This is a genomic window from Mycolicibacter hiberniae (assembly GCF_010729485.1).
GTDB lineage: Bacteria > Actinomycetota > Actinomycetes > Mycobacteriales > Mycobacteriaceae > Mycobacterium > Mycobacterium hiberniae.
The window spans coordinates 2,487,785-2,500,910 of sequence record NZ_AP022609.1; the positions used below are offsets into that span (position 1 = coordinate 2,487,785).

General features: G+C 67.8%; 17 protein-coding genes. 7 read left to right on the top strand and 10 right to left on the bottom strand.

Annotated features, from left to right (window positions below; all coding sequences use genetic code 11):
* The first annotated feature begins 1 nt into the window (after position 1).
* Together G6N14_RS11710 and G6N14_RS11715 are read left to right on the top strand one after the other, a co-directional pair.
* Complete coding sequence (locus G6N14_RS11710; RefSeq protein WP_085133960.1) at positions 2 to 967, top strand: diacylglycerol/lipid kinase family protein; 966 nt, start codon at positions 2 to 4, stop codon at positions 965 to 967.
* 253 nt (positions 968 to 1,220) lie between these two features.
* On the top strand, positions 1,221 to 1,475 hold the full coding sequence (locus G6N14_RS11715; protein WP_046189156.1) for a WhiB family transcriptional regulator: 255 nt from the start codon (positions 1,221 to 1,223) through the stop codon (positions 1,473 to 1,475).
* A 65-nt stretch (positions 1,476 to 1,540) separates the two neighbouring features.
* On the opposite strand, the gene G6N14_RS11720 is transcribed toward G6N14_RS11715, so the two are convergent.
* Both G6N14_RS11720 and G6N14_RS11725 read right to left on the bottom strand, forming a co-directional pair.
* Positions 1,541 to 3,028, bottom strand: coding sequence for a two-component system sensor histidine kinase PdtaS (locus tag G6N14_RS11720; protein ID WP_085133961.1), 1,488 nt, complete (start codon positions 3,026 to 3,028; stop codon positions 1,541 to 1,543).
* 32 nt (positions 3,029 to 3,060) lie between these two features.
* On the bottom strand, positions 3,061 to 3,276 hold the full coding sequence (locus tag G6N14_RS11725; RefSeq protein ID WP_085133994.1) for a biotin/lipoyl-binding carrier protein: 216 nt from the start codon (positions 3,274 to 3,276) through the stop codon (positions 3,061 to 3,063).
* Between the two features lie 321 nt (positions 3,277 to 3,597).
* On the opposite strand from G6N14_RS11725, the gene G6N14_RS11730 reads away from it, so the two are divergent.
* Both G6N14_RS11730 and G6N14_RS21475 read left to right on the top strand, forming a co-directional pair.
* Positions 3,598 to 3,990, top strand: a complete 393-nt coding sequence (locus G6N14_RS11730; protein ID WP_085133962.1) for a hypothetical protein — start codon at positions 3,598 to 3,600, stop codon at positions 3,988 to 3,990.
* Between the two features lie 114 nt (positions 3,991 to 4,104).
* Positions 4,105 to 4,179, top strand: a complete 75-nt coding sequence (locus G6N14_RS21475) for a 50S ribosomal protein bL37 (RefSeq protein ID WP_011728008.1) — start codon at positions 4,105 to 4,107, stop codon at positions 4,177 to 4,179.
* Positions 4,180 to 4,252: 73 nt separating this feature from the next.
* Here the strand turns inward: G6N14_RS21475 and rsrA are convergent, their stop codons facing one another.
* From rsrA to G6N14_RS11755, 5 genes are all read right to left on the bottom strand, one after another.
* Positions 4,253 to 4,552 carry a mycothiol system anti-sigma-R factor gene (gene rsrA, locus G6N14_RS11735; protein ID WP_085133963.1) on the bottom strand — a complete coding sequence of 100 codons (300 nt, stop codon included), beginning with the start codon at positions 4,550 to 4,552 and terminating at the stop codon, positions 4,253 to 4,255.
* The gene (locus tag G6N14_RS11740; protein ID WP_234808780.1) at positions 4,549 to 5,217 is read right to left on the bottom strand and encodes a sigma-70 family RNA polymerase sigma factor; all 669 of its coding nucleotides are present in this window, start codon (positions 5,215 to 5,217) and stop codon (positions 4,549 to 4,551) included. Before G6N14_RS11740 ends, rsrA begins: the two co-directional genes overlap by 4 nt.
* A 228-nt stretch (positions 5,218 to 5,445) precedes the next feature.
* Entirely contained in the window at positions 5,446 to 5,811 is a 366-nt protein-coding gene (locus G6N14_RS11745) for an anti-sigma factor antagonist (protein ID WP_234808779.1), read from the bottom strand.
* A gap of 322 nt (positions 5,812 to 6,133) precedes the next feature.
* Entirely contained in the window at positions 6,134 to 6,307 is a 174-nt protein-coding gene (locus G6N14_RS11750) for a CsbD family protein (RefSeq protein WP_085133966.1), read from the bottom strand.
* A gap of 102 nt (positions 6,308 to 6,409) precedes the next feature.
* Positions 6,410 to 7,045, bottom strand: coding sequence for a TetR/AcrR family transcriptional regulator (locus G6N14_RS11755; RefSeq protein ID WP_109559657.1), 636 nt, complete (start codon positions 7,043 to 7,045; stop codon positions 6,410 to 6,412).
* 286 nt (positions 7,046 to 7,331) lie between these two features.
* Between G6N14_RS11755 and G6N14_RS11760 the strand changes: the two genes are divergently transcribed.
* Positions 7,332 to 8,189: an SDR family oxidoreductase gene (locus tag G6N14_RS11760; RefSeq protein WP_085133967.1), complete on the top strand. Its 858-nt coding sequence runs from the start codon at positions 7,332 to 7,334 to the stop codon at positions 8,187 to 8,189.
* 49 nt (positions 8,190 to 8,238) lie between these two features.
* Here the strand turns inward: G6N14_RS11760 and G6N14_RS11765 are convergent, their stop codons facing one another.
* The 3 genes from G6N14_RS11765 to G6N14_RS11775 form a co-directional block, all read right to left on the bottom strand.
* On the bottom strand, positions 8,239 to 9,678 hold the full coding sequence (locus tag G6N14_RS11765) for a sensor histidine kinase (RefSeq protein WP_179960834.1): 1,440 nt from the start codon (positions 9,676 to 9,678) through the stop codon (positions 8,239 to 8,241).
* Complete coding sequence (locus tag G6N14_RS11770; protein ID WP_085133968.1) at positions 9,675 to 10,397, bottom strand: response regulator transcription factor; 723 nt, start codon at positions 10,395 to 10,397, stop codon at positions 9,675 to 9,677. The genes G6N14_RS11765 and G6N14_RS11770 overlap by 4 nt, the downstream gene beginning before the upstream one ends.
* A 79-nt stretch (positions 10,398 to 10,476) precedes the next feature.
* On the bottom strand, positions 10,477 to 11,232 hold the full coding sequence (locus G6N14_RS11775) for an SOS response-associated peptidase (protein ID WP_085133969.1): 756 nt from the start codon (positions 11,230 to 11,232) through the stop codon (positions 10,477 to 10,479).
* Positions 11,233 to 11,479: 247 nt separating this feature from the next.
* Between G6N14_RS11775 and G6N14_RS11780 the strand changes: the two genes are divergently transcribed.
* Positions 11,480 to 11,779 (top strand): PE family protein, encoded by a 300-nt coding sequence (locus G6N14_RS11780; RefSeq protein ID WP_085133970.1) that lies wholly within the window; start codon positions 11,480 to 11,482, stop codon positions 11,777 to 11,779.
* A 14-nt stretch (positions 11,780 to 11,793) separates the two neighbouring features.
* Positions 11,794 to 13,032 (top strand): PPE family protein, encoded by a 1,239-nt coding sequence (locus tag G6N14_RS11785; protein WP_085133971.1) that lies wholly within the window; start codon positions 11,794 to 11,796, stop codon positions 13,030 to 13,032.
* Positions 13,033 to 13,126 lie beyond the last annotated feature (94 nt).

Here is a 13,126-nt window from a genome sequence, read left to right on the forward strand (position 1 = left end):
CGTGCGTGCCGTGCTGATCGTCAACCCGAATGCCACGTCCACCACGGCTGCGGGGAGGGATCTGCTGGCCCACGCGCTCAAGAGCCGACTCGACCTGACGGTGGTGCACACCGACTACCGCGGTCATGCCGTCGAGATCGGTCAGGCCGCCTGCCGGGACGGCATCGACCTGGTCATCGCTCATGGCGGCGACGGGACGGTGCATGACTTGGTCAACGGCCTGCTCGGGTTGCCCGGATCCCCGGCGCCCGCGCGTCTGCCGGCGGTGGCGGTGGTGCCCGGCGGGTCGGCCAACGTGTTCGCCCGATCGCTGGGCATCGCGGCCGACCCGATCGCCGCCACCAACCAACTCATCGACCTGATCAATGTGCCGGACGGCCGGCCCAGGTGGCGCCGTATCGGGCTGATCGACTGCGGCGAGCGGTGGTCGGTGCTCAACGCCGGGATGGGTCTCGACGGCGAGGTGGTGGCCGCGGTCGAAGCCGAACGCGAGAAGGGCCACGCCGTCACGCCGTTGCGTTATATCCGCGCGGCGGTTCCCGTGGTCCTGGCCAGCACCCGCCGGGCGCCGACGTTGACACTGCAGCTGGGCGACGAGGCGCCGGTCGAAGGCGTGCATTTCGTCTTCGTCTCAAACTGCGCGCCCTGGACCTACGCCGACGCGCGCAGCGTGTGGACCAATCCCGGCACCACCTTCGAAGCCGGGATGGGGGTGTTCGCGACGACCAGCATGAAGGTTCTACCCACGCTGAGGCTGGTGCGGCAGATGGTGTCGAAACGGCCGAAGCTGCGCGCCAAACAGCTCATCCGTGACGACGACGTGGCTGTGCTCCGGGTGGATGCGGGCGACACGCCGATCGCAACGCAGATCGATGGCGAATACCTCGGATTGCGATCTTCCATGACGTTCCGCGCGGTCCCCGACGCGTTGGACGTCGTCGCTCCCCCGGCAGAAGAATCCGGCTGACCTGCGGAGATAACCCTCGGCTCGGTCGATAAGCGCACAGGTGTGTCCACTGTAATACATGGGCCCCGCGGGGCTGGCGGCAGCCCCGCGCAAACGTGACCTGGGCCACGTGATAAAGAGCACCCTTGACATCTGTCCAGGCTGTGAAACGATCGAGCGATCGGATGCAAGCCGTAATCATTTCTTGCGCCGCTTATAACAGTCGAAAAGCATGGCGCACCCTGCTGCGCCCAAGCTAAGGAGTTGGAGACCTATGGATTGGCGCCACAAGGCGGTCTGTCGCGACGAGGACCCGGAGCTGTTCTTCCCGGTGGGAAACAGCGGGCCGGCTCTCGCTCAGATTGCTACCGCTAAGCAGGTCTGCACCCGTTGCTCGGTTGTCACCGAGTGCCTGACCTGGGCGCTGGAGACCGGCCAGGACGCCGGCGTGTGGGGCGGCATGAGCGAGGACGAGCGGCGTGCTCTCAAGCGCCGCAACGCCCGGACCCGGGCCCGCAGCGGGGTCTGACCCCTCAGACGATGACGCGGCCCCGACCTAGTCGGGGCCGCGTTTTTGTGCCTCGGGCCAGGCCCTCACAACGCCTGGCGGAGCCGGCGACCGCCGACCGGGATGCGCAGCACCATCTCGGTGCCGCCTCCCGGCGCGTCCTGGGCGGTCAGTTTGCCGTTGAGTTCCGCCGACACCAGCGTGTTGACAATCTGCAGTCCGAGCCGGTCGGAGGTCTCCAGCCGGAACCCCTCGGGCAGTCCATGGCCGTCGTCGTGAACCACCACGTCGAGCCAGCGCGCCGAACGCTCGGCCCAGATGGTCACGGTGCGCCGGTCCGCATCGGCTTCGAAGGCGTGCTCGATGGCGTTCTGGACCAGTTCGGTGATCACCATGATCAACGCTGTGGCGCGGTCGGCGTCCAGCGAGCCGACCGACCCGACCCGAGCGATGTGAATCGGGATATCCACGCTGGCAACGTCGTTCATCATCGGCAGGATGCGGTCGATCACCTTGTCGAGGTTCACCACCTCATCGACCGACATCGACAGTGCCTCGTGGACCACCGCGATCGACGACACCCGCCGAACCGACTCCAGCAGCGCCTCGCGTCCTTCGGCGCTGGCGGTGCGGCGGGCCTGTAACCGCAGCAGCGCCGCCACGGTCTGCAAGTTGTTCTTGACCCGATGGTGGATCTCACGAATGGTCGCGTCCTTGGACAGCAGCGCGCGGTCGCGGCGCTTCACCTCGGTGACATCGCGAACCAGCACCGCTGCACCCGCCGGCTGGCCGTGCACGATCAGCGGCAGGGTCCGCAGCAGCACCACCGCTCCGGCAGCGTCGACCTCGAACCGCATGCTCGATCCCCCCGACAGCGACTCGCGCACATGTTCGGCCAGCTCGTGGGCCTCGAAGGGGTCGGAGATCAGCGGCCGGGTGACGGCCACCAAGTCATGACCGGCCAGCTCGGCGGCCAGGCCCATCCGGTGATAGGCCGACACCGCGTTCGGGCTGGCGTAGCGGACTGTGCCGTCCACCGCAAGCCGGATGAAACCGTCGCCGACCCGCGGGCTCGAACGCGACACCGCGATGTCGCCGACGTCGGGAAAGGTGCCCTCGGAGAGCATGTGCACCAGGTCAGCGGCGCAGTCGAGGTAGGCGGCTTCGAGCCGGCTGGATGCCCGGCCGCCGGTCAACGCCGTCTGGTGGGTCAGCACCGCCACCACCCGATCGCCGTGGCGGACCGGCACCGCTTCCATATTGGGTTGTCCGGCAATGCCTTCCCGTCCGATCACGCCAGACTCGAAGGCCGCGACAGCCAGTGGCATCCAGTCCGGGAGCACGACGGTGCCGACCGCGTCGCTGAGCAGCACCGTGGGCGCGGTGTTGGGCCGGCATTGCGCCACACACACCAGCGCGCCGACGGGGTCCGGCTCACGGCGTACCCACATCAGATAGTCGGCGAAGGACAAATCCGCCAGCAGTTGCCACTCCCCGACCACGGCGTGCAGGTGATCCACCGCACTGCCGGGCAACACGGTGTGTTCGGCGAGCAGGTCACCGAGTGTGGACATTGACTACGTAGCGCCGTTCGGGCCCGCTGCGGTCAGCTGATCACGGCGATCAGGTCGCCGGCCTGGATCACGTCTCCGACCTGCACTGCGACCTTGCTGATGGTGCCGGCGCTCTCGGCCAGCACCGGAATCTCCATCTTCATCGACTCCAGCAGCACCACGGTGTCGCCTTCGCTGATCTGGTCGCCCTCGCGGACCACGACTTCGAGCACGCTGGCCACGATCTCCGCCCGAACGTCCTCGGCCATCTTCACCTCGTTCATCACCCAGTCGACCATTGTCGATCTGAAAAGCCTAGGCCCTATCGAACCACAACCCGTCCGACCGACGGGCAGCGCGCCCGGTTAAGCAGACTCCAAGATAATTAAGAGGATTTAGAGAGTTCGATCCGTGATCGTGTCGTGTTTCTCCTGTGACATTTGCATAGCACCGTTACTCGAGTGTTTTTAACGCGTGACGAAATCGCCGTGGCGCGGCACAAGTCGAGACCGAACTTGAGGAGTAACGCGTTGTCTGTAAACCGTTTAGCACAGCCGAGGGTACGGCTGACCGTGGTATGTGCCGCCGCGATGTCGCTGGCCACCCTCGGATTTGGGATCGCGTCCGCCAAAGCCGTCCCGGGACTCATCGACGAGCCCATGCCGATGCCGATGCCTGCGCCGCTCGGCGGCCCCGCCCTGCCGGGCCTGCCCGGCGGCCTGCCCGGCGGTCTCCCCGGCGCAGCGGCCCCGGGCAGCTCAGCAGCCGGGATGAACGCCGCCAACTCGTTCCTGCAGGTGCTCAACGGGATGCTCAACCGCGTGATCCCCGGGGTGGGCTCGATCATGCCGACCGATGTCAGTTCCCTGACGCCGCCCGGCTCACCGATGTCGGTGACACCGGCGCTCGAGGCCCCGCCGGCTTCCCCGGCGCCGCCGGCGCTGGTGCCGCAGACCCTGGCCGGTGCGCGGAGCTTCTACTGACGGATCACGGCCGGATTACGGACGGCGCGGCGGCCAGCCTGGTTCCCAGGGCCGCCACCGCGCCACGCCGGACCATATGAGAGACTGTCCAGCCGGAGTATAGGAGGGTCAATCATGGCAAAGCGTGGACGCAAGAAGCGCGACCGCAAGCACAGCAAAGCCAACCACGGCAAGCGACCCAACGCCTAGATCTAGAGCGTTAATCCGCTAGCTGCCCGCAAGCCCGGCCCCCGGCCGGGCTTGCTGCGGTTGAGCACCTCGACTAGCCGTCCCGGTGCACGATGGTGGTCCGGCTGATCTCCAGCCGCACCCGCTCGTAGAGCCGACGCGGCGCCTTGTCTCCACTGCACTTGCGGGCGATCAGCATCTTGATGCGCTCTTCTACCCCGTAGTGCCGCAGACAACCCGGGCATTCCTCCAGATGCCGGCGAAGTTTAGCCCTGGTCTCGGCCGTGCACTCCCCATCCAGCAAGGTCCATACCTCGGCGATCACTTCCGAACAGTCGGTGCCGGATTCGCCGGCAACCGGCGGCGTGTCGCAGTCCCGCGAGCGCTCGGTCACGACGACACCTCCTCGGGAGCCTGGCCGTCGCGGATGAATCCGCGGTCACGGGCGACGTCTGTCAACAGACCGCGTAGCTGTCGTCGGCCGCGATGCAGCCGCGACATCACCGTGCCGATCGGTGTATCCATGATCTCGGCGATCTCCTTGTACGGGAACCCTTCGACATCGGCGTAATACACCGCCATCCGGAACTCCTCGGGCAGCTGCTGCAGGGCCTCTTTGATCTCGGTGTCGGGCAGCGACTCCAGCGCCTCCACCTCGGCCGAACGCAGTCCCGTGGAGGAGTGTTCGGCGGTGGACGCCAACTGCCAGTCGGTGAACTCGTCAGTCGGGTATTCGGCGGGCGAACGTTGCTTTTTGCGGTAGCCGTTGATGTAGGTGTTGGTCAGGATGCGGTACAGCCACGCCTTGAGGTTGGTGCCTTCCCGGAACGAGCGGAACCCGGCGTACGCCTTGACCATGGTCTCCTGGAGCAGGTCCTCGGCATCGGCAGGGTTGCGCGTCATCCGCAACGCACCGCCGTAGAGCTGATCGAGTAGCGGGATCGCGTCGCGTTCGAACCGGGCGGTCAGCTGCTCGTCGGTCTCCCCGGAACGCACCGGGGCCTTCGACTGCGACGCGGCGTCAGTTCCGGTACCGACCGCACTCTCACCGTCTGCCATCTGTATCGCCGAGATCCCTTCCGTCGCGATGCTCACAATCAGCGCTGCCGGCGCCTCGCGTTCCAGCAGGCCAATCGCCGTCGACATCGCCGACTCCTTTCCGATCCTAGGGCCGTGAGCGACAGTCACGGGTGGCGACCACACCAACTGTGTAACTCAACACCGTGAACCGTGGCGCTCATTCCCGCGGCAGCAAGGCCCAACGGGTCGGAATACCGGCGGTTGTCCTCAGCCTCCCAGCACCGGGCCGGGATCCTCGCTTGAGGCGCCGCCAAAAGCATCCTCAACCGTCGCCGCGAACGAGAAGTGGGTGTGCAGGCCCGCCGCCGCGACCACGCGGGAGGCGATGTGCTGACTGCTGACCAGGCACAGCCGGATACCACGACGGCGGCAACTGGCCGACTCCTCCACCAGGACCGCAAAGGCACAGACCCCCATGAACTCGAGTCCGCTGGTGTCGATGATCAGTGGCCCGGGCGGAGTTGCGACCCCGGCGGCCTCGCCGACGAGCCGACGCCACACCGCCACGTTGGACGCATCGACGCTGCCCGCAGCGCAGATCAGCAACGCCGAGCCGCGACGCTCCACCAGCACGTGGACTTCGTCGGCTTCATCGGCGGCGCAGTCCGCCGGTACGGCCGGCGCCTCCTGCCGTGCGGACGCGCCACCGGGCCGCGTTCCGGCGCCGCGAGCGGGCGCTCGCCGCGATCGACGTTCGCTAGGGCGCCACGCCGCGTAGCGGCAGAGTTTACGTCGTAAACCAGACAGCATTTGCTCGAAGGTACGCCCGTTTGTTTACGTTGTAAACGCGACGCCCAGCCCTGCCCGGAAGGGGAGCCGCGGCATCGCCCCCACCCGTACAGCACCGCCGTCCCGCGCACCATCGCAGGTGCGCGGGACGGCGGCTCGGCGTTTATCAGTCCCGGAAGGCGTCCTTGACGTTCTCGCCGGCCTTCTTCAGGCTGGACTTGCCCTGGTCGGCCTTGCCCTCGTTCCTGAGCTTGTCGTCGCCGGTGACCTTGCCGGCAGCCTCTTTGGCCTTGCCGGTGACGTCCTGGGCAGCGTTTTTCGCCTTGTCTTGCAGCCCCATCGTGAAACTCCTCCCTCGTGACGGTGCAACACCGTGACGGTGCAACATGAGGCATGCCCACGATGTTTACGACGTAAACCTTTTGAGTGGCGATCTGCCGAATCAGCTTCGGGCAGCCAACGATTCGAGGCGATCGAGGATGGCTTCCAGCGCCTCATCGAACTCGGCGGTGCTGCGGTCCTGCGACAGCCTCGGCTGCAGCCGCCGCAGGTGCGGATAATCGGTCAGGGCGCGCCCAGGCGGCGGGCCGTCCTCGAGGATCTCCACGTCGGGGTGCAGCTGGGCACCCCGGGCGGACACTTCCAGCAGCAGGTGACCGATCAGGAACGTGGTGTAGGAACGGTAGGCCGACACCGCGGCGTCGTCGTCGAATCCATAGGAGATCAGGGTGTCCAGGAAGCTTTCCATCCAGCGCAGGCTGCGGAGCGGCGGCCGGACCCACGGCGCCTCCGGGGCCTGGGTGGCGACCAGCGGAAAGACCTCCGGGTGATCGAGTGCAATCGCGCGGACGCCGTGCGCCAGCCGGAGTAGGTAGTCCTGCCAGCCGTCTTCCTGACGCCGCGCCGCGAGCTGGTCGGCGTAGAGCCGGTCGATGATGTGGTCGACCACACCGGTGAGCAGATCCCCGCGACCATGCACATAGCGGTACAGCGCCATCGCCTCAACCCCGCAGGCCGCTCCCAGGCGCCGCATCGTCAAATTCGACAGCCCGTGCCGATCGATGAAATCGATGGCCATTTCCAGAATGCCCTCGCGGCTCAGCAGCGGACGTAGGACGGCGGGATCTCCAGCGTCGGCGAGCAACTCGGACCCTGCCGAGTCCCGCTGGGCATCCAGTTCATCGGCATCCACGCGGACCACCCCATTTCACGGCACCGGCGATCGGCCGACCAGCAATTCCCGGGCGAGGTAGCTTCTCCTACCGCCGCGGGCCTCAGCATCTGCCGTTGGTGAGTTTACGTCTCCTGGCGCCCGTGGCCAGACCCGCTTCACCACTTTGCCGCCGCGGCATAGGCTGACAGCCATGCCCACCTCCGGCCCACTCTCCGGCAAGACGATGTTCATTTCGGGTGCCAGCCGTGGCATCGGCCTGGCGATCGCCAAACGAGCCGCACGCGAAGGCGCCAACATCGCGTTGATCGCCAAGACCGCGCAACCGCACCCGAAGCTCGACGGCACCATCTACTCCGCGGCCGCCGAGATCGAAGAGGCGGGCGGGCAGGCGCTGCCGATCGTCGGCGACATCCGTGACGGGGACGCGGTGGAAGCCGCGGTGGCGACCACCGTCGAGCGGTTCGGCGGCATCGACATCTGTGTGAACAACGCCTCGGCGATCAACCTCGGCTCGATCCTCGAGGTTCCGCTGAAGCGCTTCGACCTGATGAACGGCATCGAGGTTCGCGGCACCTACGCGGTGTCACAGGCCTGCATCCCGCACATGATCAACCGCGAGAATCCGCACATCCTGACCTTGTCCCCGCCGATCCGGCTGGAACCCCAATGGCTCAGGCCCACCGCATACATGATGGCCAAGTTCGGGATGACGCTGTGCGCGCTGGGTATGGCCGAGGAACTGCGCGGGCACGGGATTGCATCCAACACGCTGTGGCCGCGCACGATGATCGCGACGGCGGCCGTGCAGAACCTGCTCGGCGGGGACGCGGCGATGGCCCGCTCGCGTACCCCGCAGATCTACGCCGACGCCGCGTACGCCGTCGTGACCAAGCCGGCTGACTACACCGGGAATTCCCTGTTGTGCGAGGACGTACTGGTGGAGTCCGGCGTCACCGACCTCTCGGTCTATGACTGCGTGCCCGGAAGCGAGCTGGGAGTCGACCTGTGGGTCGACGCCGTCAATCCCCCGGGATACGTGCAGCCCTGACCCTGCGGCACTGACCGGATGGCGGCCGATAGGGCGATGCTGTCGATGTTCACGCAGATGTGTCGGAGATAGGGCCGGTTCGACCCTCCGGGAGGACCCACAGGAAGGTCACGCCCGCACCGTTGTGAGGTAGACAGGTCAGCGTCCCGCCGTGCGCGACCGCCAATGCCCGCGCGATCGGCAGCCCGAGACCGGCCCCCCCGTGGTCCCGGCCGCGGTCGCTGTCCAGACGCACCAACCGATCGAAGATCCGCTCGGCGTCGTCGGCACTCACCCCGATACCGGTGTCGGTGACCCGCACCTCGACCCCTCCGTCAGCGCGGCCGACCTCGACAGCGATCCGACCACCGGGCGGCGTATAGCGGCGTGCGTTGTCGAGCAGGTTGGACAGGATCTGCGCCGCCCGCATCGGGTCGACCCGAACAGTCGCCGAATCCAGGCCGCTGCGTTGCAGACTCAGCTGCGGCGCCAGCAACGCGGCACGATCCATCTGCGTCTCGACGATCCCGACCAAGTCGGTCTCCACGAGCTCCAGAGGCAGTCCCGCATCGATGTAGCTCAGGTCGAGCATGTCGGTGACCAACCGGGTGGCCCGCCGCGCCTCGGTCAGCAGCAGCGTGGCCCGACGATGCTGGCGGAGCAACTCGGGCTCACGTCCGATGTCTGACTCGAGTGGGTCGTGCGACAACCGCTGGCTGACGTAGCCGGCGATCTGTTCCGCGGCGGCCTGCATGCCCGCGATCGGGGTACGAAGCTCGTGAGCGGCATCGGCCAGGAATCGGCGAACCGCGGCCTCCGCACGCCGGGCACCCTCGGCCGCGAGCTGCGCTCGCGTCTCGGAGGCTTCCAGCTCGTCGAGCATGTCATCGAAAGCCTCTGCTGCCCTCCCGAGTTCGGTCTTCGGACGGTCCGGACGCAGGCGCCTGCCCCGGTCGCCGGTGGTGATATCGCGCGCCAGATCGGTGAGCCGGTCCAGCGGTGCCAGCAGCATCCGGCTCATCCCCGCCAGCAACACCGCTGCGAACACCAGCGTGGCCAGGCCGGCTTCGATCATCAAGCGCCGCAACCGCTGTAACGTCTCGTCGGCCTCGGTGGTGTCGGCGACCAGAATCACCCGATCGCCGTTGGCCAGGGAATGCACCCGCACCGCTGCGGAATCGTCGGGTTCCATCGGCGGGTGAGAGCGCAATGCCCCGGCGGTCAACCCGGGATCGATCGCCGGGTTGCCGTAGGCAGGGCCGTCCGCGGTCACCACCAGCGCCGCGACCACTCCCCCATTGAGCTGCTCCGCCAGCTTCTCCGCGGAAATCCCCATTGCCACCAGAGAATCGGCGCGAGCCAGTGCCGACGCCAACCGCTCGTTGAGGCTGCGGGTGTTCGACGCCGTCAACGTGGCGTCGATCACCAGCCCCATCGCCACCATCAGCGCGGCGAGCAGTGCCAGCACCATCACCGTCAGCCGGTGCCGCAGCGATGGCGTGGCGGTCATGAGCCGGGAATCTCCAGCCGGTAACCCATTCCCCGCACGGCGTGCAGAATCTGCGGTCCCAGCGCCTCGAGTTTGCTGCGCAATGCATCCAGGTGAGCCTCAACCAGGTCCGGGTCCTCGGCCTCCTGGCCCCATACCGCGGTGAGAATCTGGCCGGCGCTGACGATGCGGCCGCGCTGTTCGACCAGAAAGACCAGAACCTGCAGCTCCGTGGCGGTCAGGTTCAAGGGTGCGCCTGACCGGGAAGCCGCCCCGGCCTCGACGTCGATCGTGAGGTCCCCGACATTCAGCGCCGACGGCAGGCGCCCCCTGCGGCGCAGCACCGCGCCGACGCGGGCAACCAGCTCGGCGAGCTCGAACGGCTTGGCCACATAGTCGTCGGCGCCGTACTCGAGCCCCCGCAGCCGGTCGGAGAGCCCACCGCGAGCGGTGAGCAGCAGCACCGCTGCTTCGCCCCGCTTCACGATCACGTCCATCAGCGCAAAGCCGTCGCGGCCCGGCAGCATGACGTCCAGTACCACCAAGTCGGGCCGGAAGTCGTCCAGCACGTGCTCCAGCCCGTGCCCGTCCGGCATCGTGGCAATGACGTAGCCGGCATCGGACAGCGCCTCGCCGACCATCTCTCGGATTGTCTCGGAGTCCTCGACGACCAGCACTCGCGGCGTCCCAGTGCCGCCAGACCCGCCGCCGCGCCGCTCGGCGGGCCGGAAGTCGGTCATGCTTCATTGATAACACTGTCGTGCGCGGATCGGAAAAGGCCTCCACGGTAACTGCGTTCAGAGCGTCGTTCCTCCCGGGCTACAGCAGGTACCCCTGCTCGGGTTGCGGCGCGGCGGGCGCGATCAGGTCGGGCGAGTTGTTGGCGACGCTGTTGACCAACGGCGAGACCTGGCGCAGCACCGTCCTCGGTGCCTCAAGTCCGCAGGTCAAAAGCCCGGTATCGATCGCACTGTCGGGGTCCAGCCAACGATCCCAATGGCTTTGGGCAAGCAACACCGGCATCCGGTCGTGGATGCCGGCCAGGTCGCCGACGGAGTCGGTGGTGATGACGGCCAGGCTCAGCACCGGCTCGGAGGTCTTGTGCGGTCGCCACACCGACCACAACCCGGCGGCGAACAGCGTCGCGCCGTCCCCGTGGATGTAGAACGGGGTCTTGCGGGCTTTGCGGCCGGCCGGACCGCCGGACTCGGTGCGCCATTCGTAGTAGCCGTCCATGGGCACCAGACAGCGCCGATGGTCCGCGGCTGCCCGAAATGCCGGCGCGGTGGCGACCTTGTCCGCGCGGGCGTTGATCAGCAACCGCCCCCCGGGGGCCGGCCGGCCGTCGGCCCCGGCCCGGGTCCAGGGCGGAACCAGACCCCAGCGCATCTGTCGAAGGCGCCGCGTCGGCCGGTCACCGGGTTCGCCGTGCCTGCAGACCACCGCGATCACGTCGTCGGTGGGCGCCACGTTGTAGTTCGGCCCGGCGTAGCGCTCCGCCGGGATTTCGTTGATCGCGCCGATCCGCTCGGCCAGCATCGCCGGGTCGGTGGTCACCGCGAAACGCCCGCACATGCTTCCATGGTGACAGCTGCCCGGTGCGGTCGCGACCGCGAAACGAAACGGTTAACGGCAGGCGTGGAAGATGAACAGCAGGCGTCATCGAATCGACGGCTAAGCCTGGCCGATGAACATTCGATCCTTCGCGGTGAACAACGAGTGTGAGCGCTTTTCAGGCCCCCGTACAGGTGCTTACGCTGGCAGTGTTCTGCAAGTTTCCCGCAAGTTCCTGCACTCCCGTGCAGGCAAGGAGGAGTAAGACGTGTCGACCGTTGTTGCGCAGCCGGAGGTCTTGGCTGCGAGCGCCCACGAGCTTCAGGCGATAACCGCGGAAATGGAGGCCGGCAACGCAGCTGCAGCGGTCCCGACGACCCAGATCATTCCGGCGGGCGCAGACCTGGTGTCCATTCTGACCGCCACCAGCTTCGCCGCACACGCCGAGCTCTACCAGCAGGTCGGTGCACGTGCTGTTGCCATGCAGCAGATGTTGGAGACCGTGCTGAGCATCAGCTCCGGGTCGTACGCCGCCACCGAGGCCGCCAACGCGGCCGCTCTGGGTTAAGCGCAGGCAACGCAATGGATTTCGGCATGTTGCCGCCCGAGATCAACTCGGCGTTGATGTACGCGGGCGCCGGCTCGGCCCCGCTGTGGGCCGCTTCGCGGGCCTGGGAGAGCTTGGCCGCGGGCATCTACTCGACGGCCGCGAGCTACACGACGGCGCTGGCCGACCTGACCGCTGAGTGGCAGGGCCCGGCGGCAGCGGCCATGACGAACGCGTTTGCGCCGCACCTGGAATGGCTGAACCGGGCGGCCGCCCAGGCCGAGCAGGTGGCAGCGCAGGCTGGTGCTGCGGCGGCGGCTCATGACGCGGCGTTTGCCGCAACGGTGCCGCCGGCGGTGGTCGAAGCCAACCGCGAGACGTTGATGGCGCTGCTGGCGACCAACATCCTCGGACAGAACACTCCGGCGATCGCGGCCACCGAAGCCGCCTACGGCGAGATGTGGGTGCAGGACGCCGCCACGATGTACAGCTACGCCGGCCAGTCGGCGGCCGCGACGACGCTGCCGCCGTTCACGCCGCCGGCACCCACCGTCAACCCGGCCGGGGTGGCGGCACAGGAGGCCGCGGTTGCGCTGGCGGCCGGATCGGCCACCGCCACCGACGCCGACACGTTGACCGCCCTGACCACGGCGCTGCCCGGCCGGTTGGGCAACCTCGCCGGCCCGGCCTTGTCCGGTCTCGTCGAGGACTTGCAGAATCCGTTCACCCTGGACGGGTCGAGTATCACCTTCAACGGTGTGCTCGGCGACTTCATGCGGGGTTTGACCGGGTCGGAAACGCTGAGCGCGTCGAGCCCGATGGACATGTTCATCCGGATGGTGTCGCCGGCCCGCCTGTTCACCACGACCTTCAAAGACATCGACGGGTTGTCCCACTCGATGTTCCCCGTGGCGAAGGTCGCCGAAGGAGCTTCCAAGCTCGCCGAAGGAGCCGCCAAAGCAGCCGAAGGCGCGGCCAAGGGCCTCGGTGCCGGTATCTCGGGCACCATCGGCAAGGCCTCGCTGGTGGGACCGCTCTCGGTGCCGCAGACCTGGGCCGCTGCCGTGCCCGCGGCCGCAACCCAAGCCGCAACGGCGCAGCTCAGCGGCCTGGGGGCAGCAGGCGCGGCCGGGGCCGGTGGCGCCGCCCACACAATGGGCGGAATTCCAATGGCGGGCGCCGGCGGTGCCGGCCGCGGCGGCTTCGGTGCCTTCGGCACTCCGCGTTACGGGTTCCGGCCGATGGTGGTCGGACGTCCCCCGGCCGGAGGCTGACCCCCTAGCTCCTGGGCCGATCGCGACGCCCCGCGATCGGTCCCCCACCCCTATCGATGCCGCGCCATGACCTGCTCTGGCGCGGCATCGGCGT